The 26,141-nt window shown below is 50.3% G+C and carries 25 protein-coding genes and 1 tRNA gene; 13 read left to right on the forward strand and 13 right to left on the reverse strand.

Features of this window, described 5'->3' with window-relative positions; genetic code table 11:
• Positions 1-133: 133 nt before the first annotated feature.
• Complete coding sequence (gene ppc / locus SE18_RS16195; protein ID WP_054535513.1) at positions 134-2,923, reverse strand: phosphoenolpyruvate carboxylase; 2,790 nt, start codon at positions 2,921-2,923, stop codon at positions 134-136.
• Between the two features lie 38 nt (positions 2,924-2,961).
• Entirely contained in the window at positions 2,962-3,339 is a 378-nt protein-coding gene (locus SE18_RS16200; protein WP_054535514.1) for a response regulator, read from the reverse strand.
• Positions 3,340-3,645: 306 nt separating this feature from the next.
• On the opposite strand from SE18_RS16200, the gene SE18_RS16205 reads away from it, so the two are divergent.
• Together SE18_RS16205 and SE18_RS16210 are read left to right on the forward strand one after the other, a co-directional pair.
• Complete coding sequence (locus SE18_RS16205; RefSeq protein WP_054535515.1) at positions 3,646-5,256, forward strand: YifB family Mg chelatase-like AAA ATPase; 1,611 nt, start codon at positions 3,646-3,648, stop codon at positions 5,254-5,256.
• Between the two features lie 259 nt (positions 5,257-5,515).
• A complete protein-coding gene (locus SE18_RS16210; protein ID WP_054535516.1) occupies positions 5,516-7,681 on the forward strand; it encodes a hypothetical protein in 2,166 nt (721 codons plus the stop codon).
• 58 nt (positions 7,682-7,739) lie between these two features.
• On the opposite strand, the gene SE18_RS16215 is transcribed toward SE18_RS16210, so the two are convergent.
• From SE18_RS16215 to SE18_RS16225, 3 genes are all read right to left on the reverse strand, one after another.
• The gene (locus SE18_RS16215) at positions 7,740-8,285 is read right to left on the reverse strand and encodes a PadR family transcriptional regulator (RefSeq protein WP_054535517.1); all 546 of its coding nucleotides are present in this window, start codon (positions 8,283-8,285) and stop codon (positions 7,740-7,742) included.
• Between the two features lie 334 nt (positions 8,286-8,619).
• Positions 8,620-9,096 (reverse strand): aldo/keto reductase, encoded by a 477-nt coding sequence (locus tag SE18_RS16220; RefSeq protein ID WP_236706887.1) that lies wholly within the window; start codon positions 9,094-9,096, stop codon positions 8,620-8,622.
• Positions 9,087-10,244, reverse strand: coding sequence for an RNA-guided endonuclease InsQ/TnpB family protein (locus tag SE18_RS16225; protein ID WP_054535518.1), 1,158 nt, complete (start codon positions 10,242-10,244; stop codon positions 9,087-9,089). Before SE18_RS16225 ends, SE18_RS16220 begins: the two co-directional genes overlap by 10 nt.
• A 343-nt stretch (positions 10,245-10,587) precedes the next feature.
• On the opposite strand from SE18_RS16225, the gene SE18_RS16230 reads away from it, so the two are divergent.
• Positions 10,588-10,833 carry a helix-turn-helix domain-containing protein gene (locus tag SE18_RS16230; RefSeq protein ID WP_054535519.1) on the forward strand — a complete coding sequence of 82 codons (246 nt, stop codon included), beginning with the start codon at positions 10,588-10,590 and terminating at the stop codon, positions 10,831-10,833.
• Positions 10,834-11,110: 277 nt separating this feature from the next.
• On the opposite strand, the gene SE18_RS16235 is transcribed toward SE18_RS16230, so the two are convergent.
• The 3 genes from SE18_RS16235 to SE18_RS16245 form a co-directional block, all read right to left on the reverse strand.
• Positions 11,111-11,686 (reverse strand): aldo/keto reductase, encoded by a 576-nt coding sequence (locus SE18_RS16235; protein WP_236706889.1) that lies wholly within the window; start codon positions 11,684-11,686, stop codon positions 11,111-11,113.
• A gap of 146 nt (positions 11,687-11,832) precedes the next feature.
• Positions 11,833-12,240, reverse strand: coding sequence for a cytidine deaminase (gene cdd / locus SE18_RS16240; RefSeq protein ID WP_083469954.1), 408 nt, complete (start codon positions 12,238-12,240; stop codon positions 11,833-11,835).
• Positions 12,230-13,513: a hemolysin family protein gene (locus SE18_RS16245; protein ID WP_083469955.1), complete on the reverse strand. Its 1,284-nt coding sequence runs from the start codon at positions 13,511-13,513 to the stop codon at positions 12,230-12,232. The genes cdd and SE18_RS16245 overlap by 11 nt, the downstream gene beginning before the upstream one ends.
• 637 nt (positions 13,514-14,150) lie before the next feature.
• On the opposite strand from SE18_RS16245, the gene SE18_RS16250 reads away from it, so the two are divergent.
• From SE18_RS16250 to SE18_RS16275, 6 genes are all read left to right on the forward strand, one after another.
• Positions 14,151-14,570: a hypothetical protein gene (locus tag SE18_RS16250; protein ID WP_054535521.1), complete on the forward strand. Its 420-nt coding sequence runs from the start codon at positions 14,151-14,153 to the stop codon at positions 14,568-14,570.
• Between the two features lie 273 nt (positions 14,571-14,843).
• Positions 14,844-15,842 (forward strand): hypothetical protein, encoded by a 999-nt coding sequence (locus SE18_RS16255; RefSeq protein ID WP_054535522.1) that lies wholly within the window; start codon positions 14,844-14,846, stop codon positions 15,840-15,842.
• 126 nt (positions 15,843-15,968) lie between these two features.
• Positions 15,969-17,129, forward strand: coding sequence for an aminotransferase class I/II-fold pyridoxal phosphate-dependent enzyme (locus SE18_RS16260; protein ID WP_054535523.1), 1,161 nt, complete (start codon positions 15,969-15,971; stop codon positions 17,127-17,129).
• 17 nt (positions 17,130-17,146) lie between these two features.
• A complete protein-coding gene (locus SE18_RS16265) occupies positions 17,147-17,422 on the forward strand; it encodes a hypothetical protein (RefSeq protein WP_054535524.1) in 276 nt (91 codons plus the stop codon).
• A 32-nt stretch (positions 17,423-17,454) separates the two neighbouring features.
• Positions 17,455-18,147, forward strand: coding sequence for a glycosyltransferase family 2 protein (locus SE18_RS16270; protein WP_083469956.1), 693 nt, complete (start codon positions 17,455-17,457; stop codon positions 18,145-18,147).
• A 38-nt stretch (positions 18,148-18,185) separates the two neighbouring features.
• A complete protein-coding gene (locus tag SE18_RS16275) occupies positions 18,186-19,472 on the forward strand; it encodes an adenylosuccinate synthase (protein WP_054535526.1) in 1,287 nt (428 codons plus the stop codon).
• 48 nt (positions 19,473-19,520) lie between these two features.
• Here the strand turns inward: SE18_RS16275 and SE18_RS16280 are convergent, their stop codons facing one another.
• The 3 genes from SE18_RS16280 to SE18_RS16290 all read right to left on the reverse strand — a co-directional run bounded on the left by SE18_RS16280 (position 19,521) and on the right by SE18_RS16290 (position 22,116).
• Positions 19,521-20,735 (reverse strand): aspartate aminotransferase family protein, encoded by a 1,215-nt coding sequence (locus SE18_RS16280; protein WP_054535527.1) that lies wholly within the window; start codon positions 20,733-20,735, stop codon positions 19,521-19,523.
• A gap of 211 nt (positions 20,736-20,946) precedes the next feature.
• A complete protein-coding gene (locus SE18_RS16285) occupies positions 20,947-21,519 on the reverse strand; it encodes a hypothetical protein (RefSeq protein ID WP_054535528.1) in 573 nt (190 codons plus the stop codon).
• Between the two features lie 15 nt (positions 21,520-21,534).
• Positions 21,535-22,116 carry a hypothetical protein gene (locus SE18_RS16290; protein ID WP_054535529.1) on the reverse strand — a complete coding sequence of 194 codons (582 nt, stop codon included), beginning with the start codon at positions 22,114-22,116 and terminating at the stop codon, positions 21,535-21,537.
• 180 nt (positions 22,117-22,296) lie between these two features.
• Here SE18_RS16290 and SE18_RS16295 point away from each other — a divergent pair, with 180 nt between their 5' ends.
• The 3 genes from SE18_RS16295 to SE18_RS16305 are packed head-to-tail and all read left to right on the forward strand — an operon-like array spanning position 22,297 to position 24,251.
• Positions 22,297-23,244, forward strand: coding sequence for an alpha/beta hydrolase (locus SE18_RS16295; RefSeq protein WP_054535530.1), 948 nt, complete (start codon positions 22,297-22,299; stop codon positions 23,242-23,244).
• Positions 23,244-23,909, forward strand: coding sequence for a metallophosphoesterase family protein (locus SE18_RS16300; protein WP_054535531.1), 666 nt, complete (start codon positions 23,244-23,246; stop codon positions 23,907-23,909). Before SE18_RS16295 ends, SE18_RS16300 begins: the two co-directional genes overlap by 1 nt.
• Before the next feature lie 33 nt (positions 23,910-23,942).
• Positions 23,943-24,251 carry a hypothetical protein gene (locus SE18_RS16305; protein ID WP_054535532.1) on the forward strand — a complete coding sequence of 103 codons (309 nt, stop codon included), beginning with the start codon at positions 23,943-23,945 and terminating at the stop codon, positions 24,249-24,251.
• A 64-nt stretch (positions 24,252-24,315) separates the two neighbouring features.
• Here the strand turns inward: SE18_RS16305 and SE18_RS16310 are convergent, their stop codons facing one another.
• Positions 24,316-25,209 carry an alpha/beta hydrolase gene (locus SE18_RS16310; RefSeq protein WP_054535533.1) on the reverse strand — a complete coding sequence of 298 codons (894 nt, stop codon included), beginning with the start codon at positions 25,207-25,209 and terminating at the stop codon, positions 24,316-24,318.
• A 151-nt stretch (positions 25,210-25,360) separates the two neighbouring features.
• Here SE18_RS16310 and SE18_RS16315 point away from each other — a divergent pair.
• A tRNA-Arg gene (locus SE18_RS16315) sits at positions 25,361-25,436 on the forward strand.
• A 50-nt stretch (positions 25,437-25,486) separates the two neighbouring features.
• Here the strand turns inward: SE18_RS16315 and SE18_RS16320 are convergent.
• Positions 25,487-26,137: a CDP-alcohol phosphatidyltransferase family protein gene (locus SE18_RS16320; protein WP_083469957.1), complete on the reverse strand. Its 651-nt coding sequence runs from the start codon at positions 26,135-26,137 to the stop codon at positions 25,487-25,489.
• Positions 26,138-26,141: the final 4 nt, after the last annotated feature.

The raw sequence follows: 26,141 nt of genomic DNA on the forward strand, positions 1-26,141 counted from the left end.
AAGGCTTGGAACCGCGAAGAACGTTTTAGCCACAGATTGCCACAGATTGGCTCAGATTATTAATTTCTCAAAGCCCAAACTCCGATCCCCAACCTCTGATCCCTACTCCTATGCTCTATGTTCTATGTTCTTCCTAGCCCGTATTTTTCAAGCCCGCCGCAATCCCATTGATGCTGAGCAAAATTGCATCCTCAAGGTCGCCATGTTCAAGCCCATCGGGATCGGTGCGCAAACGCCGCAGCAGTTCAATTTGCACAAAACTTAATGGATCAACATACGGGTTGCGCTGCTTAATCGAGTGTTGCAAGATGGGGTTGGTATCCAGCAGTTCGTTAATCTGGGCAACCTCGCAAATCCACTTAACCGTGCGATCATACTCGGCTTTGATCAGCCCAAAGATTTCGTTGGCTAGGGCTTGGTCGGGCACAAGCAAGGCATATTGGGCTGCAATATCCATATCTGCCTTGGATAAAATCATTTGGGCATTATCAAGCATCGTGCGAAAAAATGGCCAATCGTTGTACATGCCTTGTAATGTGGTTAAGCCGTTGCTATCAGCTTGAATTAAATGCTCTAAGGCACTGCCCAAGCCGTACCAACCAGGCAAGGTATGCCGACTTTGCATCCAACTGAAAACCCACGGAATCGCCCGCAAATCTTCAATTCGGTCGCTGGCTTTGCGGCTGGCTGGCCGTGAGCCAATATTCAAGCGGCTAATTTCGGTAATCGGCGTAGCATTACGAAAATATTCCAAGAAATGCGGATGATCGTAAACCAAGCCGCGATAGACTTTGCGCGATACTTGGGCCAAGCTGCTCATTGCCGCCTGCCATTCTGGGCTGATATGAGCAATGCTCACGCCCAGCGACGAGCGCAAAACGGCGTTGATAATCTGCTCCTGATGGCGATAGGCGGTTTCTGGCTCGGCGTAGCGGTCGCTAATGACCTCACCTTGTTCAGTGATTTTGATCCGCCCGCCGACGGTGCCTGGTGGTTGGCCCAAAATTGCCCGATTGGCTGGGCCGCCGCCGCGCCCAACCGCGCCGCCTCGACCATGGAACAGGCGCATCGCTACCCGATGGCGGAAACAGGTTTCGGCCAAGGCAACTTGGGCTAAATACAACGCCCAGTGCGCATCGGCAAAGCCGCCATCTTTGTTGGAATCGCTGTAGCCCAACATGATTTCTTGCACATCGTTGCGCAACACCAAATGTTGGCGATAGGCTTCGCTCGAAAGCAGTGTATGCATAATCTCCGGCGCGGCGATCAAATCGGCTCCGGTTTCAAATAAGGGCACGATATTCAACCAACTATGCTCGCCTGGCTGATAAATGCCAGCTTCGCGGGCCAGCAACAGCACTGCCAAAATATCGCTTGGGCCTTCAGTCATCGAAATAATGTAGGTTTCGATCGCCTCTGCATTCAAATCGGAGAGCACAGCCCGAATTGTGCGGAAGGTTTCGATAATTTCCACCGTTTCGGGGCTGTAATACAAGTGCGTTGGAATCAAAGGCCGATTATTGGCTAGCTCACGTTCCAAAATGGCAGTGCGTTCAGCTTGGCTGAGGCTGGCGTAATCGTCGCAGATGCCTGCATATTCAAAAATTTCGCTCAAGGCGCTGGTGTGGCGGCTGCTGTGTTGGCGAATATCGAGGGTTGCAGTGTGTAAACCAAATACTTTGGCCGAGCATTGCACATCGCGCAAGAAGCCTTCGGCCACCGAGGCTGCGCCATTAGTGCGCAAACTATATTCCATGGTCGCCAAATCGCTCAGATATTCGTTGGCGTTTGCATACCACGTGCCTGCTGCTGGGCGATGGCCGCCGCGCGCCCAATCTGGCTCGTAGCGCTCAACATAGGCCAGCGTTGCGTGCAGTTTGGCGTGAATATAGGAGCATTTTTGGCGATATGGCTCGTGCGGATTGCGCCGCTCCAGCACTTGGGCCAATTCGGGAAACAACGGCGCATCGTGAACTAACGATTGAGCCAGTTCTTCGCTAATTGGCACTTGGCGCGACGATTGGCTTAAACGATGGCTCAAGCGCTCGACCGCGTGAATATGCTCGCGCAACGAACGGCCCATCAACAACTTGAGCGTTTCAACCGTAACCGATGGAATCACAAACGGGTTGCCATCGCGATCGCCGCCAACCCACGAGCCAAAACGCAAGAAGGCTGGTAAATGCCAATCGTGCTCAGGGTAGATGCGGCGTAACGATGCTTCGGTGTCACGGTAGAGCTGCGGAATCATGTCGAACAATGATTCTTCAAAGTAATAGAGATTATTCTTCACTTCGTCAATTACAGTTGGCTTGATAATTCGCACTTCATCGCTTTGCCACAGCGCCACAATCTCCTCGCGAATCGATTCGAGCAAGCGTTCGCGTTGGCGTTGAAACGTAGTTTCAGCAGTTAATTGGCGCGCTGCTTCGGCGATGCGATGATGCTTTTTCAGCGTCGTGCGGCGTTTGGCTTCGGTTGGGTGCGCCGTAAAGACTGGCCGAATCTCGGCATGATCAAGCAAATCTTGGACTTGCTGAGCGGTAATGCCACGATCACGCAGCTCTTGCAAAGCCAATTCGACCGATTCTGAGCGCGGCATATCGCCGTTTTGGCGGTCGCGTTCAGCCAGCACGCGCAAGCGTTCGACACTTTCGGCCAAGTTTACTAAGCCAAAATAATGGGTAAAGGCTTTGATTAGCCCCATGAGTTGGGCGACTGGCAATTGGCCAACCAACTCGGTGAGCGCATGAGTCTCCTGCAGTTTGCCATCGCTTCGGCGTTGCTTGGTGCGTTGGCGCACATCTTCTTCAAGCTCAAACGCTGAGACCCCATCTTGGGCCACAATCACATCGCCAAGCACATTCCCCAAGGAATGGATTAGCATAGAAAGCGGCGTGCGGTCGGTTTCAGGTGTATACATCGCCACACTCCAAACCATAGCGGCACGCTGGCCGCAGCCTAATCACAATAGCGCCGCACCACCTGCATCAAATCGTCGATGGCGATTGGCTTTTCGAGATAGCCAACCGTATAGGGGAGCGGCGCAACTTCGTCGTATAAATAGGTCGAAATCACCACCACCGGAATTGCGCTGAGGCTTGGCTCTGCTTGCAATGCTTGCAGAAATTCATCTGACGACATATAGGGCAACACACGATCAAGCAATATCAGGCGCGGCGCTGGGCTGGACTGTAGGTATTTTAACCCATCCACGGCAGTTGTATAGGTTGCCACATGGTAGCCTTCATCGCGAATGATATGCGCAAGCATATCGCGCACCGTCGCACTATCTTCAATGATTACGATTTGGGCGCTCTGAGGCGTTGCTTTTAACATATTGGCGCTCCTTGCCATCCTACCCGAGTTTGCATCAACTCAGAATTTCTACTTAATACGATATGATGTAGTAGTACAATATTGGCTATACGATAGCATATTGCGGCGAGCGGATTGTTGGCGGGAATAGCTGATGCGATTGGTATCAGCCATAGTAGGCAGCTTAGAGGGGATTAAGGTACGTTAACCATTTCCCCCCAAAGTCGTGCTTGCATGGGGTGATTTTTGACCCCTATAATTAACCTAGCTAATTTTGCGAATTGAGCAATGCTTGTTGCAACGGCAATCTACGAAGGGATGTGAGGCATGCGATTTTTACTGGATGCGCGTTCATATGACGAAATGAAAGCTCGCAATGATCATACACCCGACTGCTACGTGCGTCCGGGCGAATATTTGCATCATATGTATGTCGATGGGATTAAGTATGCCGTCGCGCGAGCACTCTACGATTGCTTGAAGGAAGCGCGCGAGCAAAACGATTACGAAGCAACCCGCCACTTAAATATGCACAAACAACAGCTCGATGCCTTGGTTGCCGAAGCCCAAGCCAATGGCAAATTGAGCGGCGCGCGCGTTTTAGGGGGGGATGTGCCTAGCGATGATGGCTCAGCCCCATCGGGGAATAGCTATCACCCCAAAGTACCAACCACGATCGAAGAAACTGGCCTCAATCGAACCCAAATTCAGGACCAATTGCTGCGGGTGATTTATAATCGCTCACGGGTAACTGGCATGGAGTTGGCGCAAGAAGTGCGCTTATTCTATAGCGTGCTCGATCCGGTCATTACCCAAATGCGCAACTCGGAATATATCGATATTGCTGGCCAACGCGGCTTTGGCGATACCAACTATGAATATATTTTGACTCCGCGTGGCTCGCAGGCTGCTGAAGATGCCATGAAGAAAAGCAATTATAGCGGCCCTGCCCCCGTGCCATTTGATCAGTTTCTCGAATCGGTCAAAGCTCAAACGATCAAAAATATGATTATCACGCGGCGCAACATTCGTAAAGCCTTCAGCGATTTGATTATCACCGACCAAGTGTTGAATGAAGTTGGGCCTGCGGTCAACTCTGGCGCGTCGATCTTCTTGTTTGGCTACCCTGGCAATGGCAAAACCAGTATCGCCGAGCGCATTACGCGCCTGATGGGCGATGATATTTTTGTGCCCTATGCGATTGATGCAGATGGCCAAATTATCAAGGTTTACGATAGCATTGTGCATACCTTGGTCGATAAAGAGGTCAACGTTGGCACATCCGATTATGATTTACGCTGGGCCAAAATTAAACGCCCGGTGGTGGTGGTCGGGGGCGAATTGACCCTCGAAGCGCTCGATTTGACTTTCAACGAAACTGGGCGCTTTTATGAAGCACCATTCCAAATGAAGGCCAATGGCGGCATTTTCTTGATCGACGACTTTGGCCGCCAACAATGTCGCCCGATGGACTTGCTGAACCGCTGGATTGTGCCACTCGAAAAACGCTATGATTATTTGACCACGATCACAGGCCAAAAAATTGAAGTTCCATTTGATCAGTTGCTGATCTTCTCGACCAACCTCGACCCTAGCCAAGTTGCTGACGAAGCCTTCTTGCGCCGGATTAAATTCAAAATCGAGGTCCGCGACCCCGATGAATCACAATGGCGCCAAATTTGGTCGTTGGTTTGTAAAGGCCGTAAAATCAACCTTGATCCCAAGGGCTTAGATTATTTGGTCGAAAAATGGTACAAACCTGAAGAACGACCGTTCCGTATGTGCCAACCGCGCGATATCCTCGATCAGATGATTAGCATCGCCAAATATAATATGGAACAAGTGACCTTCAATCCCGATTTGATCGATGCTGCCTGTGGAACCTACTTTGTGAGCAAAGAAGCCAAAAACTTCGGTGCCAAAGTACGGCTCGATTAATTATCTTCAGCGAAGCATATACAAACAGCCTGTTCGTGCAACAGGCTGTTTGTATTTAAATCAACCAAACATAATCAATTTAGGCGCGAGCTATTTTATTCGGAATTATGTCAAAAAAATTGAGCGCCTTTAATAAATTCATTGACAAGCTTTTTATACTGGTTTACGAGGCGAGGTAGTAGTAGTAGTTTATGTTATAGCCCGCTACACCTGGCTAGCAATAGCTAGTGGCATTGATTAATGCCTATTGGAGTTCACAATGGTACGCAAACGGATCGTCAGCAGAAGAATCGGGTTTTGCTTAATCTTAATTGGGTTGTTACTCAATCTTACAACCGCGCAAGCCCAACGCCCACACCAAGCAAGCAGCAGATTGAGTTCCACCAATCTTCCACTCAAGCATCATGGAGCCACGTTGGATACAGCCCCATTAACTCCCAGCAGCGTCATCACTGGCACATGGAATCCGACGCTCCAGAACAATCTTGAGATTCCAGGGACGATCAGCAAATTATACGTCGATGAACATGATCGGCTGTATGTGACTGGTGGTTTCAAGTATCTGAATGGCCAGCAATTCAATGGCCTAGCCTCGTGGAATGGTACGGCATGGCAAGGCTATGGCTTACAGCCAAATGATGCTGGGGTCATTCGTGCCATGACGACCTACCACGATCAATTAATTGTTGGTGGTGGATTTCGCCAATTTAGCGGCCAGACCATGAATGGCATTGCGCGCTGGAATGGTAGTGCCTTTGAAGCGTTTGGCACTGGTTTTAGTGGCACTAGCGATTTCTATGATTATTCGAATATCGCCAAAGTGCATGATCTTGATGTAGTCAGCGATACGTTGTATGTTAGCGGCAATTTTTCAGGCTTTAACGATTTAGTAGTTAATTCGTTGCTGGCATGGCAACCAACTGGCTATCGCAACGTTGCCAATATCGATAGCTCGCTCTATCAATTTGCGGCGACTGATGAGGCAGTTGTGGTTTCTGGCGAAGTGCTATCGATTGATAACACGGCAATTGATTATTTTGCCCGCTGGCAACAAGGGGTTTGGCACAATCTCCCAATGCCTCAGTATATTTATCCCGGCCAAGAAACCCATGTTTTGAGCAATACCTTCTATATTCGCCAACCAATTTATGATCAAGGCCTCAAAACCAAAATCTACCACTGGGCAGCCAACAATTGGCTTGCTGATCCATCATTGATCACTGGTTCGGCGATTGATTTAGTGGAATGGAATAGCCAAGCCTATGCAGCAACTAATAGCCAACTTTGGCAACGCAGCAATGCTGGCTGGAACAGTATCAATCTGCCAATGGAAATTGCCGCTATTAATGCGATTGAAGCCAGCAGCAACGGCCTATACCTTGCTGGCGATTTCACGCTCAACGGCCAACCAAGCCAATTGGTCTTTTGGGATGGCACGAATCTCACCAATTTAGCCACCACCACGAGCCATCGCTGGGTTTATGATCTTGGCAATCTTCAAGGCTCGCCGTTGGTGGGTTTTGGGCAAATAACCAAAACCAATCTGCAATTCTGGAATGGAAGTGCTTGGCAAGACTTGGGCAATGCCCCCTATGATGCCCGCTTGTTAACCACCGATGCCCAACATACCTACTTGGTTGGCAGCAGTCCATTTACCACGACTTCTAGCATTGCCAGTGCGATTTGGCAATATGCCCCAAATGGCAGCCTAAGTGCGCCCGTTATCCTCAACCCGCAATCAGTTACCTGGTCGATCTCAGGCACGCAAGTTTTGGCCAGCATGTACTCAGGCACGATCAATAGCCAACCAATTACTGGCGCGATTGCGATTGATGGCAACCATTGGCAGCAACTTACCGATCAGTATAATTTTGGCCCAATCTATCCTGCCAATCAAAAATTGTATACTGTACGCTCTGAAGCAGATCGCGGCTCGTGGCTGGTATCTATTTCCGAGTGGAATGGTACGAATTGGCAAGAAGTGACTACCTGGCAGCAATTCGATAATCGCCCTAGCTTTGAAATTGTGGCTTGGCGTGATGGTCTGTATTTGCTCTACAAAAACGAATTGCGTCGCTTCGATTTTGCCAGCCAAGAGCTGGTTACGCTGGCAACCTTCAATGATGTACCCAGAGTTTTGCGCAGCGTTGATGACGATTATCTGTATGTTGCTGGTGAATTTAGCCAGGTCAATGCGCAAACGGTCGGCCCGATTGCCCGCTGGGATGGCACCAACTGGCAAGGCTTTGAGCATGTACCGAATGGCTCAATCTATGAACTAGCGGCAACCGCTGAGCGTGTGCATATTGCAGGCAGCTTTACCCATGTTGGCTCAACGCCATCATTGGGCATCGCCAGCTTCGCAATTAATCAGCTTCCTGCTGGCCCAAGCTATCGCCAATTTATTCCCCAAGCAAGCAGATAAGCCCTGTTAACTGCAATCCACGCCCGTTTAATCACAAATGGGCGTGGAATAGCTTCGATCAAGCCTCGTTAAGCTGTTGGCGAATGTGCAGCAGATACTTGGTGAGCCAATCGTGTTCAGCCCGAATCATGGTTTCACTATAATCAAACAGGCCTTGGATATGCCAAACTTCGGTTGGCGCTTCGGCGCGGCGTTGCTGCACCAGCTCAATTTGGGCCCGTAATTCAGCGCAATAGTGCTCTAAGGCTTTGATAATATCGTTGAGATCAAGCAATGGAAAATTGGCCATGGCTAAGAGCAACGATGAATAGCGTTGTTGGGGCACACTCAACATTGCTTGCAAACTCTCTTGCAATGCAGCCCTGCCACTTGGTAGAATGTTATAGACCATCCGTGAAGGCCGCCCATCGCCTTGCGAGGTTTCGCCCGCCACCAATTGGGCTTGCTCAAGCTTTTTGAGCAAATAATAAATCGACGAAAACGCTATTTCCGTCCATAAGCGCATCCCCCGCGCCTGAATAATTTGTTCGAGCTCATAGCCATAGCGTGGCTGCTCTGCCAACAAGCTTAAAATTGCCGCTTCAGCCTGAGTCAACTTTTTCATAGCACATATATCCTAGTGGTAGAATAATCTACTTCTAGAGTATTAAACTATCATGGTCTTGTCAAGGTGAATTCATGGGGGAAGCTTTGGAAGGATGCAGGATGAGCGATGAAATCAAAAGTCAGAAGGCAAAAATCAAAATGAGAGCAAGGATGCAGGATGAGGGATGAAGTAAAATCAGAAGTCAAAAGGCAAAAATCAAAAAAGGATCAGGCTCTGGGCTAGTGGCTATCGGAACAATTGGCGGTATGTCAATAATTCCGATAGCCAAGAGTAGCCTACTCCCATCGCTGATCCCTGACCCCTCATACCTTCGTGCTCTTGTGGATCGGAGTTAGCGTTGCACAATGCTATCGATTTGCTGCATTTGGCTGGCGGTTAATGGGCCAAATTGCAATGCTTTGGCGTTTTCGCTCGCTTGGGCTACGGTGCGGAAGCCTGGAATTGGCAAGGTTTGGCTGCTACGACCCCATAACCATGCCAACGCGCCTTGGGTTAGGCTGCGGCCTTCGCTGGTGAGCACTTCGCGCAAGGCTTCGAGCTTTTTGAGCCATTCTGGGTTAGGTTTGCCGGCCTGAAAACCTTCGAACCACTCAACTTTGCTGCGCACATCGTCGCTGCTAAAGCTGGTGCTTGGGGTAAATTTGCCAGTCAACAAGCCCATGGCCAATGGTGCACGATTGATGCTGGCCAAATTGTGGGCTTCGCAAAAAGCAATAATCGCATCGCTCTCGCCAGTGCTATGGCCATGTAGTGAACTACCACGCCCACGAGGGGCGTGGCTTCTGCCTTCAACGACGGTTACCAGCATTTCGCTGGGTTTACACCATCTCCAGCAGCGTTTTGGCTTTCCGTCGTCCCAACGGCAAGCAGGCGTATTCCTTCATGCACGATGTTAATCGCAGCATTGACATCGCGATCATGAGTCATGCCACAGGTGGGACATGTCCACACCCGATCCGCCAGCGTCAAGGTCGTTTTGGTTTTGCAGTGATGGCAGGTCTTTGATGAGGCGTAGAACCGCCCAACCTTAACAACCCGTCGTCCATGCCATTCTGTCTTATCCATTAAAATCTGCATGAAGGTACTGAGGGCGGCATCGCTGAATGATTTGGCCAGCTTGGTTTTCGCAAGGCCTTTGATATTCAGATCTTCGATGCACACCACATCGAATTGTCGAACGATCCCTAACACATGCTTATGCAGCCAATCGGCGCGTTGGTTACTGATTTTCTTATGAAGTCGGGCAACGCGCTTCTTTGCTTTCAGGCGGTTGTTACTACCCTTTTGGGCGCGTGAGAGTTTCCGCTGAGCGCGGGCAAGGTTCTTCTGGCTGCGGCGGTAGAACTTCGGTGGTGCGGTCTTCTCCCCCGTTGACAGCGTGGTGAAGGATTCAAGCCCCACATCAATGCCCACAGGCCGATCAGCCGTTGGTTGCACATCAGGGCGGTCAATGTGGCAGACAAACACCACCCACCATGCGCCTGTGGCATCCTGTTTGATCGTTGTGCTTTTGGTCACACCCATCACTGGTCGATGAATGATCGCTCGCATCAGCCCGATTTTCGGCACGCTGATCGTGCATTCATCGATTACCGTCGCGCCTTGCGGGAAGCGGAGGCTGTGTGGCGTGATTTTGCGTGCTTTGAAGCGCGGGTATTTGGCGCGTTTGGCGAAAAAGTTGCTGAAAGCGGTTTCCAAATCCATCAGCGCTTGTTGCAAGGGTTGCGAATGGCAATCACGCAAAAAGGCCATTTTGGGTTGACGTTTCAGATCAACCAACATCGCCGCAAGCCGTTGATAGCTCAGCCGTTGACCCGTTGCTTGATAGTGCGATTGCTTGCAATGCAACGCCCAATTCCAGACAAAGCGTCGGCTGCCAGCCCACTGGACCAAGGTTTCGACTTGGGCAGGCGTGGGTTGCAGACGATATTTGTAACAACGGGTCAGCGTTCGCATGATCAGGCTTCCTTTTGATAGGCGCTATCCATGGCAATGGTTTGGGCGGAAACCGTTCCCGCCGAACCGACAACGGGTATCCGTCACCCATCTGTCCAAAGCCCACGACCCCAAAAATGGCGGTGCAGAGAGAAACACATGAACATGAATGATTGGACATCACTTCTTTTGGGAGTTATTGAAAGCTCGTAACAATTAATAACAAATCAACTTTTATATGCTTATTATATATCTTTTGTATCTTTATATCAATACTATATAACCTATATTTCAATACAATATTAACTATAATCCCAAAGACTGCTATAGTAGCGTCGGTATTGACTTAAGCGAGGATCTTGTTATGGCTGTTCGCAGTCGATTAAAAGTGCTTATTGCACAGTACAATGTGAAGAGGTTAAAAGCCAACCAGCCAACCCTAACCCTACGTCGGCTTGCAGAAGAAACAGGTTTGGCATTATCAACCATAAATGGGCTTACTACGCCGAGGGCGAGTCGAGTGGACTTCAAAACGCTCAACGCATTGTGTGAGTATTTCGACGTACAACCAGGGGAGATATTGGAATACCTTAAGGATAATATGGCATGAAAATGCCTCTGCATGGTTATGCGCAACCAGAGGCGCGGCTCCACCAAACCAAGGAAGGCAGAGCGACGGTCATTATACCCGATAATGGCCGATTTTTTGACTGTATGGGATAGCGTCTGTGGTACGCAGCCAAAATAACCGCACCTAATTGCTATTCACAAGAGAGCCTGCTATTGCGCTCTTTAAACTGCTCTTCGTCAGAACTGGCACGCATGCATCGCATCCTGCGCGGGGAACCCACACCGTGGGTCTTGGGGCGGGGTGTTCTGCGGCAAGCCTATAAATTCAATTGCTGCTGCACAGCGATACAATTTGGGCCTTCGGCAAAAAGCTGAATCGCCTCAAGCCGATCTGTGCTCCAGCAATAGCCGCGAATTTTGCCCTCGCTCACGAGGTTTTCGAGCGTATCTCGGACTGCGGTAGCATCCTCAATCGGGTAGCCCCACAAGTGAAATTGCAATAAGTCGACATAATCGGTATTAAGCTGTTTGAGGCTTGCTTCAAGTTGGCGGCGAATTTCGGCGGGGCTAATGGGAATTTGCTCAAAGGCATCGTTGCCGCCCTCGGCCCAGCTATTGCCAAACTTGGTTGCCAGAACAAGCTGATCGCGGCGGCCTGCAATTGCTTGGGCGATCACTTTCTCGCTGTGGCCACAGCCATAAACGTTTGCTGTGTCGAGAAAATTAACCCCCAGTTCAAGCGCTGCATGAATTGCTCGAATCGATTCTGCATCGTCAACTTGGCCCCAGCCAGAAGGATTGCCATTGTGGTTGAAGGGGCCGCCGATTGCCCAACAGCCCAAGCCCAAGGCGCTCACTTCGATGCCACTTTTGCCGATAGTTCGCTTTAACATGCGCGTAGCTCCTAGCTAAATATTCTCGTTGCCAGCATTCTAAACATTTGCGCGCGCTCTAAGTCAATACCCAATCTTGAGCCATGCAAAAGCCCCTGTTTATGGATTAAACAGGGGCTAGCGCAAGCGTTATTTTTGAAAATGAGCTAATCGTTGGCAGTTAAACTTTCGCGCGCAAAGCCACCGGGCAACAACTCGCGTGGCGTGGTTGGCTGGGTTTGATCGGCCAAGTTTGCCAACAGCACGGGCATGTCGGGCGCAAGCTCGAACATAAATTGGCGGCACATGCCACAGGGTGCGACTGGCCCAGGCGTATCTGCCACTACAGCGATGGCCACAAATTCAGTTTCGCCAGCGCTCCAAGCGGCAGCAAGTGCCGAGCGTTCAGCACACAAACACACAGGATAAGCAGCATTTTCGATATTACAGCCATGGAAAATGCGTCCGCTGGCTGTCAGCACTGCCGCGCCAACTTTGAAACGTGAGTATGGAGTATAAGCTCGTTCGCGGGCGCTCTTGGCGTTCTCCAAGAGCATTTGGTAGTCAACCATCATCGGTATTACTCCCAACCTCGGCGACTTCTGGTTCGGCAGTGGCTAAGCTTAAATGCAGGCGTTGCGGGCGCAAACCTTGAATGGTCACAACTTCAATCGTTGTGTCATCGACGTGCACCACATCGCCGACGTTGGGCATCGAGCCAAGCAGGGCCAAAACGAAGCCACCGAGGCTATCTACATCGTCATTGATTAGGGTTAAGCCTGTGGCATCGTTGACTTCATCAATCGAGACCCGACTATCAAACAGCCATTCGTTGGGGCTAAGCTGTTGAATTGGCGCTTCTTCGCTATCGAACTCATCCTGAATTTCGCCAACGATCTCTTCCAGCAAATCCTCAATTGTGACCAAGCCCGCTGTGCTGCCATATTCATCGACAATAATGGCCATATGCACTTTGCGACTTTGCAAGGCCCGCATCAAATCGTCAACCTTCAGTGATTCGGGCACAAAATAGGGCTGGCGTACTAATGAGCGTAAGGGCACATCACGTTGCCCATCGCGCAACAGCGGGAACAGATCTTTAGCGTACAACACTCCGAGCACTTGGTCAATTGAATCATCGTAGATTGGCAAGCGCGAATGGCCAGCACTAATAAACAAATTGAGCGCTTCTTCCATGCTGGCGCTGGCGGCCAAGCCCACAATATCGATCCGTGGCACCATCACTTCGCGCACCGAGGTATCGCTAAATTCAAAAATACCCGCAATCATATCGCGTTCTTCAGCTTCGATCACGCCTTCTTCTTCGCCGACGTTGACCATTAATCTAAGTTCTTCTTCGGTGACGAGGTTGGCATTTTGGCCAGTGACGAGGCCAATTGGGCGGGCAATTTGGCGCAGCAGCCATTGCATGGGCGCTACTAACCAGAGCAAAATTCGCAATGGACGAACCGTCCAAAGCACCATGCTATCGGGGTAGGCAGTGGCGAGGGTTTTGGGCAAGGTTGTGCCAATTGTGAGCCACACCAACAGAAAGCCCAAGAGCAATGTGGCTTGCTGCCAGCCAGTGCGATTGGCAACAAACGTCAAGAGCAACGCGGTTGCGCCAATCGTGCCAACCGTGCTGAGCAAGAGTGTGCCGATGCGTAGATGATAGGGGTCTTCCAACAGGCGCATGGCCACGTTGGCCCGGCGTTCGCCATTTTCCAACAGCGTATTCATTCGATGGCGTGAGATAGTAGAGAGCGCTGCTTCGGCTGCTGAGGCGACACTCACAATAATGAGACACATCGCCAGCCCAAGCAGCTCCAAACTAGATGCAGGGTCCATGGGTTCTATCGGCTTCAATCGGGCCTTGCGGCGCTATTATTGCAGGCTGGTGATCGACGCAGCAGCAATAATCCAAATTGTCGCCTTCGTCCTCCTCGAACTAGAGTAGAGTAGATTTCGGTACTATGCAGTATGCGGCATATCGCAGGTGAATGCAAGAGGTCAAGCGTTAACGTTTTTAGGCTTTTAATTACAAAGCATGCCAACCTTTGATCCACGAAGGACACGAAGCGCACGAAGGACAGGAACCGCGAAGAACACGAAGATCACGAAGTTAGGTTATGGGCTTTTGATTTCTGCCTTATGACTTTTGGCTTCATCCCTCATCCTTCATCCTTCATAATTTCGTTATGCTCTGCGCCGCTGCGTTAAAGCCTGATCCACGTAAGGTTAAGTTTTTAGCCACAGATTTTTTGGCTAGTGGCTTTTGCCCTTTGACTTTTGCCTTCTGACTTTACTTCAGGGGTTGACAAGGCGTGTATGATGCGTTCGTCAACTTTGCACCAATAGCGCAATTGATGTGCCTTAACAACCAAAAACAGTGTGCCAAGCAATTGGACTAACTTTTAAGGAACGGTTTGCAAAATTGATACGTCATGAAGGCGTAACAATAAACACTTACTAGGAGGATGGTCGAATGCAACGGTTTTTTGGGTATGTATTACTCGTCGTATTGATGGTTGGTTTAGTTGGCTGTGGCGGTGGCGTCAGCGATACCACCATTCCTGCACCACCAAGCAGTAGCGAATATCAAAAGGGCCAAGATCCAACGCTTGATATTATGGTTGATAGCTTCAGCCAAAGCATGGCAAGCAACGGGACGAGCACAACCAACAAATTCTATATGTCAACCGCAAGCGCGGAAGAAATCAAGAATTTCTATACGACTGAAATGACCAAGCGTGGTTGGAAAACCATCGAATCACCATCGATTCCCGATACAACCTCAGTCAATTTTCAAGCAGATAACAATGTAGCTGCGATTAATATGATTGATATGAGTATGGCAGGCGGCACTGGGATTCTGGTTATCACGACTGGCACGACCGTCAAATAAGCTTCCAAATCTGCTAGGTGTAGGCTGGCCCTCAGTGTTGAGCAATTGCTTAGGCTGAGGGCTTTGTGTCGCAGATTGCCAGATTTTGGCTTGGTTGTAACCTTTGTAGTAATATCAGCGTATCAAAGCTTGTGATTATTACCACACAGTTTTTGGTAGAGCACGTTTGTGATTTGAGAGTTTGGAGAATGGGTGGCGCGATCATTGCTAAGTAGGAACCCTCTTGGCAGTAGGAATGCCGACAACAGATTTTATTTAGGAGGATTGACCCTCATGTCAAAACGGACGATTAGCGCAATTTTAATTGCCCTAGCATTAAGCGCTTGTGGCAGCACTGCCGCTCCAACCGCAACCACGGCTCCAACTGCGACCACCGTTCCAACCGAAGCAGCAGTTCCAACAGCAACAGCTGAAGCTATGGTTGAGCCAACCCGCGATACTGGCAGCCCTTCAATGGATGCAGCTGAAATTCCAGCTCCACCCCAAAGCAAGCCATACGTCAAGGGTGAAAACACCATTATTGACGCAGCTATTGGTGGCATGGAAGGTGAATTCGAAAACCAAGAAAAACAAACTGGCTTGGATCTCGAACCATTGACCTACTACATCACCGAAGAAACTCCTCAAACCATGGTAGATTTCTACGAAGGTGAAATGAGCAACTACGGTTGGGGCACGGGCCAAGTGCAAGACCAAAACTTCGGTAAAGTCTTGGTTTACCCAAGCGCAAGCTCACCAACCACGGTTGCGATGATTGGCGTGTTGGATCTTTCAACCGTCGATACCAGCATGAACCAATCGATCATTTTCACGACTGTTGGTCGTTTGGGTGGCGGTGGTAGCACCATGCCTGACGCTACTGCTGAAACCGGCGGCAGCGATCCACTTCCAGCTGGCGACTTGAGCGATATTCCAGCTCCACCAAGCAGCGAAGAATACAAAGCTGGTGACGATGCTTTGACCGATACCTTCATGGAAAGCTTTGAAAAAGGTTTTGCTGGCAGCGCTGGCGATACCACTGTCTTGGGCAAAGCAGCCTACATTTCAACTGCTACCCCTGCAGAAATCAAAACCTTCTATGACAGCGAATTGGAAGCAGCTGGCTGGACGGCTATGCCTGCGGGCGATAGCACCGGCATGGCTGGCTCACAAACCTTGACCTACACCAACATGAGCGCTGGCGAAGCCTTGGTTGTGATGACCCTCGACCGCGCTAGCATGAGCATGGGCGATGGCATTTTGGTCATCGTGATCAAAGCCGCTGCGCAATAAGCATTTGATTGGCTAGCCCAATCGCATCCCCCTGGATTGCTTTGGCGATTCAGGGGGATGTTTTTTTGCAAAATGGCTGTGGTATCATAGACCAGCAAGCCAAATCAAGCAGCCAAGGAGGCAGCCATGACGCGTGAGCGACTTTCTGCAAGGGTGCAGAGCGTTCCACCATCAGGGATACGGCGGTTTTTTGATATTGCTGCCACAATGGAGAATGTGATTTCGCTCGGTATCGGCGAGCCAGATTTTGTTACACCCTACACGATTACTCAAGCAGGCATTCGTTCGTTGCAACAAGGCAAAACTGCCTATACCTCAAACTCGGGGACGATCGAGCTGCGCCAGGAATTGCAAAAACATCTCAATCAGCTCTATGGAATCAATTATGATCCTGAGAATGAGTTGTTGATTACGGTTGGGGTTAGCGAAGCCTTGCAAAACGCCATGTTGGCCACCATCGATCCTGGCGATGAAGTAATTATTCCTGAGCCATGTTTTGTGGCCTATGGCCCAAGTGTGGTCTTTGCTGGCGGGGTTCCGGTGTATGTCAGCACCTCGGTTGAGCAAGAGTTTCAAGTAACTCGCGCGGCAATCGAGGCGGCAATTACGCCCAAAACCAAAGCGATTTTAATTGGCTATCCTAATAATCCAACTGGTGCGGTGATGAGCCGTGAGCGTTTGTTAGATATTGCAGCCCTCGCTGAGCAATATGATCTCTTGGTGTTTTCCGATGAGATTTACGATCGCTTGGTGTATGGCGTTGAGCACACCAGTTTTGCCCAATTGCCTGGCATGCGCGAACGCACAATTTTGCTTGGCGGCTTCTCGAAGGCCTATGCGATGACTGGTTGGCGGTTGGGTTGGTTGGCGGCCTCAGCAGAGATTGCCAATGCTGTGCGCAAAATTCATCAATACGCTATTATGTCTGCGCCAACAGTTGCCCAATATGCTGGTTTGGCAGCTTTACAAACTGGCGCAGAAGATGTGCAACGGATGGTCAGCGAATACGATCGGCGGCGCCAAGTGATTGTGGCTGGGTTGCGCCAAATTGGCCTGCCAACCTTTGAGCCACAAGGCGCGTTTTACGTTTTCCCCCAAGTTAGCAGCCTTGGGCTAACCAGTGAAGCCTTTGTTGAAGGCTTACTTTATAATGAAAAGGTTGCGGTTGTGCCAGGCGATGCCTTTGGGCCAAGCGGCGCGGGCTTCGTGCGTATGTGCTATGCAACCAGCATGGATAATATTGAAACCGCCTTAGAACGAATTGAGCGCTACGTTCGTTCATTGTAAATTGTAAAGGATGCGCCATGAGTGCCGAATCACCTGTTGTATGTACGCGCTGTCAACGACAGCTTACGCCCGATGATGTGCGCATGGCGCAGCCTTTGATCACCTTCAAAGAGCTGGTGCAAGCAGCTTTTAAAACCCCTTCCCTGTTAAGCGCAACCTTACCCGATGTACCCTACTGCCCAGAATGTCGCGTGATTATTGCCAAACAACGCCAAACAGAACAACTTAAATTCTTGGGCGTGGCGATTGCCATTCTGGCTATTTTGATTGTGATTGTCTTGTTTGTGCTCTAGCTGCATTGATGCTTGGGGATGTTTAGGAAAAAATGATGCTTTTATCTGTGTTAATTCCTTGCTACAATGAAGCAGCAACGATTGCAAAAATGCTAGAGCGCTTGGCGCAAATTACCATTCCAATGCAATGGATCGCCGTCGATGATTGTTCGAAAGACGCTACCTATGAAGTCTTACAACAATTAACGACAACCTACCCACACATGCAGGTTGTGCGGCATAGCCACAATAGCGGTAAAGGCGCCGCGATTCGCACGGCGCTTACCTACGCAACTGGCGAGATTGTTGTAATTCAAGATGCCGACCTCGAATATGACCCCCAAGATTTTTATGAATTGATCAAACCAATTGAAGCTGGGTTGGTTAATGTTGCGTTTGGTTCGCGCTTTATGGGTCGGCATACAGGCATGTATTTTTGGAATGCTATTGGCAACAAAGGTCTCACCTTTTTAACCAATTTGCTGTTTAACTGTTGGATCTCCGATATGGAAACCTGCTACAAGGTGATGCGCACCGATATTATGCGCTCGATGAACTTGGTTTCTAATGATTTTCGGATTGAGGCAGAAATAACGGCGAAGGTTCTGATGCAGGGTGAGCGAATTTTTGAAGTGCCAATTACATACTTGGGGCGTACCTATGAAGAGGGTAAGAAAATGCACCCCAAATATGGCTTTTTGACGGTTTGGGCGTTATTCCGTTTGCGTTTGCTCGGTCGCCCATAACCACGGTATTTGCTCCTCTTACAGAAAAGGTGATACATATGCCAGTCGTTGCAGTTCTTGGCGCTCAATGGGGCGACGAGGGCAAAGGTCGTGTTGTCGATTTATTGGCAACCAAAGCCAAAATGGTTATTCGCGCTGCCGGTGGCTCGAACGCCGGCCATACCGTGATCAACCCTCTCGGCACATTTAAATTGCACCTCACGCCCGCCGGAATTTTCGATGCCAATGTGGTTAATATTATCGGCGCAGGCACGGTGATCGATCCTGCGGTCTTGCTGAAGGAACTGCAAGCCTTGCGCGAGGCCAATGTTTCGCTCGACCAATTGTATATCAGCGATCGCGCCCATGTTGTGATGCCCTATCACGTTTCGCTCGATGCGCTCGAAGAAAAAGATCGTGGCGCAAACGAAATTGGCACCACCAAACGCGGTATTGGCCCAGCCTATGTTGATAAAGCATCACGCATGGGCATTCGGATGGGCGATTTGTTGCACGAAGAAACGTTGCTCAGCCGCCTAACCAGCGTCTTAGAATACAAAGGCCGCGTGCTCAACAAAATGTATAGTGCTCAGCCAGGCGCTTCATTGCACGATATGTATTTGCAATATTTGGAGTTTGGCCGCCAACTCGAAGCGCATATCGTGCCAATTCATGGCATGGTGCAAGATGCCTTGCGCCGCGATATTCCAATTTTAATCGAAGGCAATCAAGGGGCCTTGTTGGATGTTGATTATGGCACCTTCCCCTATGTGACTTCAACCGCAACTGGCTCAGCAGGCGCTTGCCAAGGCGCTGGAATTTCACCGATGCGCTTGAATGGCGTGGTGGGGATTTACAAAGCCTATACAACTCGGGTTGGTGGCGGCCCCTTCCCAACCGAATTAACCGATGACCTTGGCGAGCATATTCGCCAAGCTGGCCACGAATTTGGCACAACCACTGGTCGGCCTCGGCGGGTTGGTTGGTTCGATGCAGTCGCGGCCCGCTACGCTGCCGAAATCAACGGCATTAGCTCAATCGCGCTAACCAAGCTCGATGTGCTTGATGATGTTGAGACGCTGAAGATTTGTATTGGCTATCGCTGGAACGACACCGAGCTTGATTCGTTCCCATCGTCGATTTCGGTGCTGAGCCAAGTCGAGCCAATTTACGAAGAATATCCAGGTTGGAAGAGCAGCACCAGCCATGCCCGCACCTTAGATGAGTTGCCCGAAGCTGCCCAACGCTATGTGCGCCGCTTAAGCCAATTGGTTGGTGTGCGCTTGGGCATGATTTCGGTCGGCCCTTCACGCGAGCAAATGGTGGGATTACAGGAAATTTTCTAGCTTTAACGCTACGATGCGCAACGCTTAATCACGTTGCGCATCGCATTTTTAGCTTACAACTTGGCTAATTGCATCGCCCAAGCGGGTAACTAATTCCTCTGCATCGTTGTGGCCGAGCACCAACGGCGGAATAACCCGCACCACATCGTTGCCAGAACCAACCAGCAACAAGCCTTGGTCGAAGGCTGCATCGGTAATTTGGGCAGCGGTTGGGCCTTTGAATTCTACACCCCAAATCAAGCCCCGCCCACGTACAGCGCTAATTACATCGAAACGCTCGCCCAAATCGCGTAGGCCAGCGCCCAATTCGGCCCCAACCGAGCGCACATGAGCAAGCATGGTGGGATGAGTCAGCTTTTGCAAAACCACATTGGCAACTGCACAAATAAAGGGATTGCCACCAAAGGTTGTGCCATGATCACCATAATTCAAGGCTTTGGCGACCCGTTCGTTGACCAAAACTGCACCAATTGGCAAGCCCCCACCAAGCGGCTTGGCCAGCGCCATAATATCGGGAACCATGCCCAAGGCTGAGTGCGCCCAAACATCGCCAGTGCGGCCCATGCCACATTGAATCTCATCGAAAATCAAAATGGCATCGACCTGATCGCAGCGGCGACGCAGGGCTTGGGCAAACTCAGGGCTGATTGGCCGAATGCCACCCTCGCCTTGAATTGGCTCAACAATCACCGCTGCAACGCTGCGATCAATCGTTGCTTCGAGGGTTGCTTGGTCGCATTCAAGGCTGATAAAACGCACGCCTGGAATCAAGGGATTAAACGGTGTGCGGTAGGCCTCGCGCGAGGTAACCGACAAGGCGCCCATCGAACGTCCGTGAAATGAATCGTGAAAGGCCACAAAACCAGTTTGTTGCTCAGGCCGTTGATTGTGGGTATAGCGGCGGGCAAACTTCAGGCTAGCTTCGATCGCCTCGGTGCCAGAATTACAGAAAAAAGCCTTGCTGGCCCACGGCGTCAGATCGATCAAGCGTTGGGCTAATTCGGCGACCGAGGCAGTGTAATAGAGATTCGATGTGTGCAACAAGCCAGTTGCTGCTTGCTGAATCGCCGCGATAACCTCTGGATCGCCATAACCTAAGGCATTGACCGCAATTCCAGCGGTGCCATCCAACAAACGCCGTCCATCGGCGGCATGCAACCATGCGCCTTCGCCACCGACTAAAGCGAGTTTGGCTCGTTTGTAGAGCGGCAACAAAAATGTATCACTCTGCGCAATAATCGCTTCTTGTTCGCTTTGTGTCATGGCCTCGATTCCATCCCTGTTAGCAAAAGATCAATTGGCGTGCATTGTAGCACTTTCCAGAAACGATGAGGCATGGATCAGATTGATGTTTTAATGGAAGGCCCAGCGAACGAAGATTAGAGACTTTGAAGTGGCTATTTTGGAAGATTGGACTGGTATTTATAGAGGCTCCCCTCGCCCAGTGAATGTGAGCGAGGGGAGGCGAGAACTTCTATTCGGCGCTCACGAGGCTGCCGCCACGGGCCATGCCCTTGGCAATCTTGACTGGATCACCGTTGTAGAGCACGGTTAATGGGCCAGCCATGGCGCTAAAGCGGTCGCTCGTAACTTGCCATTCGTGCATGCGGCTGCCACCAAGATAAATTGGCGAGCCAGCCCGTAGCCAGCTAAATAAGTCGCGCATCAAATCGAGCACGGTTTTAGCCCCAAGCTGAAACGGCACCAGCATCACCGCCAACGACCATGGCTCGGTCGGAAAGCCATCAGGGTCGCGCAATTCGGCTAGCTCTTGCAAGACGGTTGCATTGGCAAATTTTGCTAAGGCTTCGCTGGCAGCTTGCCAACGATCATATTCACTGGTGATGAGCACCAACTGCCCATCAGGAATTTGGGGTGCTAGCTGCAATGCCAAATCAACCAGTTCATCACCAAATAAAATAATGCGGTCGGCTGGCGATTCGGGCACAACCAAACCTTTGAAATGGGGCGCAACCAAGGTTGCATATTCGTTGCGCCGATCAGCCCGATTCTGTTCGCGCGCACCACGTCCCTTTTGACGGGCCATGAAAACTCCTTAAACTTATTGTTGTTGAGCGAGTAAATTAACTTCCAGCCGAATATCCTCGGCAGGAATTTCGACAACCATGGTTAATGCAGTCGGATTCTTGATCGGCAAGGTCAGATCAAGCGTCGTATTGGCATTGGGTGGCAAGTTGGCCGCCGCATCGCCTTGGGCAGCAAAGACGGTGCCCGATTGATCGGTAAAGCGAAATGCCGACAAGGGCACGCGCAATTCTTGCTTGCTAATATTGGTGACAACACCTTTAATTTGTAAGCCATCGCCCACCTGTTGGAGGGTTTGAATATCGACTTTGAGCTTATCGTTGGTTACGACAGGCGTAATCGGCACAACTGCTTCGCCGCCTTGCAAACGAGCAATTGCTGTCGAACTCCATTCCTGGACTGGAGCAGGCAAAGGTAAAATCGGCGTCCCAAGATCTTGGCTGGCAACCTGGGTTGCGTTGGCTTCTGCAAAGCGGCTACGCAGCGTTTGCTCGCTATCAGGGTTACAAGAACGAGTTGAAACCAAAAAAATCAGCACCAGTGCGATAATCACCCCGATCAGCGCCGGTGGTGGGCTATTGAGTCGCTGTGAAAACATTATCAACCTCCAGCACAATCGTACCAAGTATTGTACCGTGCTTTTGCAAACTGACGTTAATCAACGATGGTCATACCCGCAGCATAGGACAAAAATCCATGTTTTCGTGACGCCCGATTAACGCTACAATACGCGCATCGCTCCCTGCACTCGACTTTTGCCAGAAGGAGTTCCACACTAATGAGCTTCGAAACATATGACGACCTCTTTGAAGCGGTATCGGAGCTATATGCGGCTCAGAAATATCGCGAAACGCTCGATTTACTTGATGCAGAGGGAGCGAAATTTCCCGAACATGCATCGATGATTTCCTACCTGCGCTCGTGTATGGCAGCCCGCATCGGCTTGCCCGAACATGCAATTCAGATTCTTAGCGAGGCGGTTGCCCGTGGTTTTTGGTATGGCGCCGAAACGATTCGCCAAACTCCATCGTGGATTAGCCTCCAAGGCGACCCCGAGTTTGAGCGCTTGGCGGCGGTCTGTTTTCAACGCCAAATGGAAGCAGTCAAAGATCCCAAGATGTATATTTTGGGGCCAGATGAGCTAGGGCCGTATCCGCTGTTTTTTGCCTTGCACGGCAATGGCGATAATAGCATGCACACGTTATATGGCTGGAACAATTTGATCGATATTGATTGGATTTTGGCCGCGCCTCAATCGGCACAAGCAGAATCATCTGATGGCTATGTTTGGAACAATCAAGCGGCGGCGTTGCGGCAGTTGGTGCAGCAATTCGCCGATGTTTCAAATGAATACCAAGTTGACCCAGCACGCATTATTTTGGCGGGCTTTTCAATGGGCGGCGAAACGGCCTTGCGCTTGGCCTTGATTGGGCCAATTGAAGCCCGTGGCTTTGTCTTGCTTGGCCCAGGCGGCCCCACCATCGACGATCCCGAGGAATGGTTGCCCGAAATTCGCGAGGCCAAAGGTCGCAATCTGCGCGGCTATGTTTTGGTCGGCGAGCACGATCGCACCATTCCCCACGACCAAATCAAACGCATGGTCAAACTATTGAACGACAATGGGATTCCCTGTGAGCTGGAAATTATCCCAGGCTTGCGCCACGCTTACCCCAGCAATAGCTTGGAATATCTGCAACGAGCCTTTAACTTTATTGGTGTTGCCTAATGCGTTTAGGGTTGCTAGCCGATATTCATGGCGATGGTATCGGCTTTCAACGGGCCTTGGATTGGTTTGCCAGCCAAGCAACCGATCATATTCTGTGCGCTGGCGATGTGGTTGATCGCGGGCCTGATGCAGATGCAATTGTCCAAGAATTGATCAAGCGAGCAATTCCCTGCATCAAAGGCAACCACGAGTTCACCTTGTTGCGCGAGCATAGCCGTTGGAGCCAAAGTAGCCAGCGCGAGCGCTTAGCCAGTCGAGGCCGGATTGTTACCCAAGCGACTTTAGAGTATGTTGCTGCGCTGCCAACCAGCCTCCGTTTGCAGTTTGATGATCAGCGTTTGGTGCTGGCTCATGGTGCGCCATGGAGCGATGTAGTTGATATGTTGCCCGAAGCGCGCAGCAGCAAATGGCAACGCCTGCTCAACGAACATCCGCATGATCAGATTATTGTGCTTGGCCATACCCATCGCCCGATGCATGTGCGCTGTGGCCATTTGCGCGTGCTCAATCCAGGCTCAGTGTATGGCGTAACCATCCGCGATAGCCACAGTTGCGCCATCTACGACACTATCAGTGCAAGCCTCACCCTCTACGATCTCAAAACTCAACAAACCAGGCTGTGTCCAGTGGTTGAGGCTGAATCTAGGCCAAGAGATCACATTTAAAAAGATAGGTTAGTTGATTTTTTGGAGAGTCAGTTGGCCACAACAAAGCGTAAAATATTCGCCCATTCCAACACCTATTTGATTGGCAATTTGCTGCTTATCTTTAGCTTTTGGCTTGGCCCTGCCTGGCTCGTCTGGATACATATTCCCTGGATATGGCTTCGAGTTGTGGGTTGGGTCGTTATCTATCTTGTTATTGCGACGCTTGAACACAATTATTGTACAGGCTTTGTTAGCCGCATTGCCGAGCGGTTTTTTCCGAATGAGGCTGAAACGCAGGCTTATGAGCGAGCCAAAGCTGCAATGGATGCACGTCGTGGCATAGGTAATTTTGAAGTTTAATAATCATCAAGCATGCGAAGCAACCAATAATCGCCTACTCAGCACATTTAACCATACAAATATTTTAACCATACAAATATTTTTGCAAAAAAGCCAGCATGTTGGCCAGCGCAGCGCTGGTGTCAGCTGAAGCTTTGTAGGTAAAGCCATGGGGCGCCTCAGGGTAGCTGTAGCATTCGGTGGCAACTCCCGCTTGTTTGAGCAGTGCCTCGTAGCGCAAACCCTCGGCGTGCAGCGAATCGCGCCCCGCCAGAATAAACAAGGCTGGCGGCAAGCCCACCAAATCAGCAGGCTCTGCATAGATTGGCGAAACATAGGGATCTTTGGCTTGGTGCTCCTCGCGATAGCTCGCATCAAACATCGCCGCAATGTGTGGCGGAATCGCGCCTTTGGGATTTGGCTTCGCAAACGGACTGGTCGCAAGATCCAGCGGTGGATAATCGAGCACTTGGCAGACAAATTGAAATTGGCCTGCATGCTTAGCTTTGAGGCAGGTTACGGCGCTTAAATTGCCGCCAGCGCTATGCCCACCAATCGCCATTTTATTGCGATCAATTGCATACCGCTCAGCATGAGCATAGAAATGCTTGACCACCGCATAAACCTGATTGACAGCCATGGGATAGGGATATTTGGGCGCTTTGGCATAATCGATGCTGATGACTTTGCAACCAAGCTGCTGCTGAAACTGCACATTCATGGCTTCGTCCATATCGGCGCTACCGAGAATAAACCCACCGCCATGCAAATCGAACAAAATTGGCGTGCGCTTGGGATTCTCCAAGCCATAGCCTAACACCCGCACCGTGCCAAATTCGGTCTCGATCATGAGTTCTTGGCGGCCAACCGAGCGCTTGAAACGGTAGAAAAAGCCTTGGATGTTGCTTGTAAAGCGTTGAATAGTGGCAAGGCGTTGGGCTTTTTTGATCTGTTGTTCGCGGCTTGGTTCAGTTGCCATTGCAGGCCCACCTTCCAGCTAAATTGCTTATTTCGGCGCTATTTTAGCATTGGAAGAAGAGTTTTGTTATTGTCTCCTCGTCCCAAGCCTAAAATAGCTGCTCAACTTGACAATTAGCTAGCTTGGCCGTATTCTACACAGCGATAGATTCGACTCCGTAGCTCAGTGGATAGAGCGTTTGCCTCCGGAGCAAAAGGTCGCGCGTTCGAGTCGCGCCGGAGTCGCCAAAAAAACGCCGTGATCAGCATTCCTGATCACGGCGTTTACTTTTTAGCATTTAGGGCTGTTTGCGGCTAATATTCCAGCGGCTGGTTTTAACTGGCTTTGGTTGCGGGTTGGCTGCTTGTTCAGTGCGCCACACGTGATAAATGCGTTGAATCGCAGTAATATTGGTGAAAATCGCCAAAATCCATAGCCCAGCAATCAACCAATTCAGAATTAAGCAGGTGCACAAAATTGTGATCCGTTCTGGCCGCCCAAGCCAACCAGTTTCACATGGAATGTCTAAGCCTTCAGCGCGGGCACGAGCATAGCTAACCATGATCGAGCCGATAATTGAAGCATAGACCAAGCCGAGGGCCAAGGTTGTGTTGCCGATCATGGTGGTGTGAATAAACATCAATAAGCCGAAGAAAACAACCGCCTCGCTATAGCGATCCATAATTGAATCGAAGAACGCGCCAAAGCGGCTACTCTGATTGGTGGCTCGTGCTAAGGCACCATCAAAGAGATCAAAAATACTGGCCAAAATGAGTAAAACGCCACCGACCTGCAAATTGCCATTGGCCAACACAGCAGCAACACCTGCGGTCAGCAAAACGCCAATTAAGGTCACCATATTGGGCGTGATTCCCAATCGACCAAGCACTGGAGCTACAAAGTCTTCCATCAAGCGACGGGCCCAGCGTTTAATGCCGGTGCTGTACATAGAG

Source organism: Herpetosiphon geysericola, assembly GCF_001306135.1.
GTDB classification, from domain to species: Bacteria; Chloroflexota; Chloroflexia; order Chloroflexales; family Herpetosiphonaceae; genus Herpetosiphon; species Herpetosiphon geysericola.

Excerpts from the sequence above, each read along its gene's own strand:
- SE18_RS16265 (WP_054535524.1), top strand. The coding sequence starts at position 17,147 with ATGAGTGCCGAATCACCTGTTGTATGTACGCGCTGTCAACGACAGCTT.
- SE18_RS16215 (WP_054535517.1), bottom strand. The coding sequence starts at position 8,285 with ATGAAAAAGTTGACTCAGGCTGAAGCGGCAATTTTAAGCTTGTTGGCA.
- SE18_RS16235 (WP_236706889.1), bottom strand. The coding sequence starts at position 11,686 with ATGTTAAAGCGAACTATCGGCAAAAGTGGCATCGAAGTGAGCGCCTTG.
- ppc (WP_054535513.1), bottom strand. The coding sequence starts at position 2,923 with ATGTATACACCTGAAACCGACCGCACGCCGCTTTCTATGCTAATCCAT.
- SE18_RS16280 (WP_054535527.1), bottom strand. The coding sequence starts at position 20,735 with ATGACACAAAGCGAACAAGAAGCGATTATTGCGCAGAGTGATACATTT.
- SE18_RS16285 (WP_054535528.1), bottom strand. The coding sequence starts at position 21,519 with ATGGCCCGTCAAAAGGGACGTGGTGCGCGCGAACAGAATCGGGCTGAT.
- SE18_RS16270 (WP_083469956.1), top strand. The coding sequence starts at position 17,455 with ATGATGCTTTTATCTGTGTTAATTCCTTGCTACAATGAAGCAGCAACG.
- SE18_RS16260 (WP_054535523.1), top strand. The coding sequence starts at position 15,969 with ATGACGCGTGAGCGACTTTCTGCAAGGGTGCAGAGCGTTCCACCATCA.
- SE18_RS16290 (WP_054535529.1), bottom strand. The coding sequence starts at position 22,116 with ATGTTTTCACAGCGACTCAATAGCCCACCACCGGCGCTGATCGGGGTG.
- SE18_RS16200 (WP_054535514.1), bottom strand. The coding sequence starts at position 3,339 with ATGTTAAAAGCAACGCCTCAGAGCGCCCAAATCGTAATCATTGAAGAT.
- SE18_RS16230 (WP_054535519.1), top strand. The coding sequence starts at position 10,588 with ATGGCTGTTCGCAGTCGATTAAAAGTGCTTATTGCACAGTACAATGTG.
- SE18_RS16220 (WP_236706887.1), bottom strand. The coding sequence starts at position 9,096 with ATGCTGGTAACCGTCGTTGAAGGCAGAAGCCACGCCCCTCGTGGGCGT.
- SE18_RS16245 (WP_083469955.1), bottom strand. The coding sequence starts at position 13,513 with ATGGACCCTGCATCTAGTTTGGAGCTGCTTGGGCTGGCGATGTGTCTC.
- SE18_RS16225 (WP_054535518.1), bottom strand. The coding sequence starts at position 10,244 with ATGCGAACGCTGACCCGTTGTTACAAATATCGTCTGCAACCCACGCCT.
- SE18_RS16275 (WP_054535526.1), top strand. The coding sequence starts at position 18,186 with ATGCCAGTCGTTGCAGTTCTTGGCGCTCAATGGGGCGACGAGGGCAAA.
- cdd (WP_083469954.1), bottom strand. The coding sequence starts at position 12,240 with ATGATGGTTGACTACCAAATGCTCTTGGAGAACGCCAAGAGCGCCCGC.
- SE18_RS16320 (WP_083469957.1), bottom strand. The coding sequence starts at position 26,137 with ATGTACAGCACCGGCATTAAACGCTGGGCCCGTCGCTTGATGGAAGAC.
- SE18_RS16205 (WP_054535515.1), top strand. The coding sequence starts at position 3,646 with ATGCGATTTTTACTGGATGCGCGTTCATATGACGAAATGAAAGCTCGC.
- SE18_RS16295 (WP_054535530.1), top strand. The coding sequence starts at position 22,297 with ATGAGCTTCGAAACATATGACGACCTCTTTGAAGCGGTATCGGAGCTA.
- SE18_RS16250 (WP_054535521.1), top strand. The coding sequence starts at position 14,151 with ATGCAACGGTTTTTTGGGTATGTATTACTCGTCGTATTGATGGTTGGT.
- SE18_RS16210 (WP_054535516.1), top strand. The coding sequence starts at position 5,516 with ATGGTACGCAAACGGATCGTCAGCAGAAGAATCGGGTTTTGCTTAATC.
- SE18_RS16300 (WP_054535531.1), top strand. The coding sequence starts at position 23,244 with ATGCGTTTAGGGTTGCTAGCCGATATTCATGGCGATGGTATCGGCTTT.
- SE18_RS16310 (WP_054535533.1), bottom strand. The coding sequence starts at position 25,209 with ATGGCAACTGAACCAAGCCGCGAACAACAGATCAAAAAAGCCCAACGC.
- SE18_RS16255 (WP_054535522.1), top strand. The coding sequence starts at position 14,844 with ATGTCAAAACGGACGATTAGCGCAATTTTAATTGCCCTAGCATTAAGC.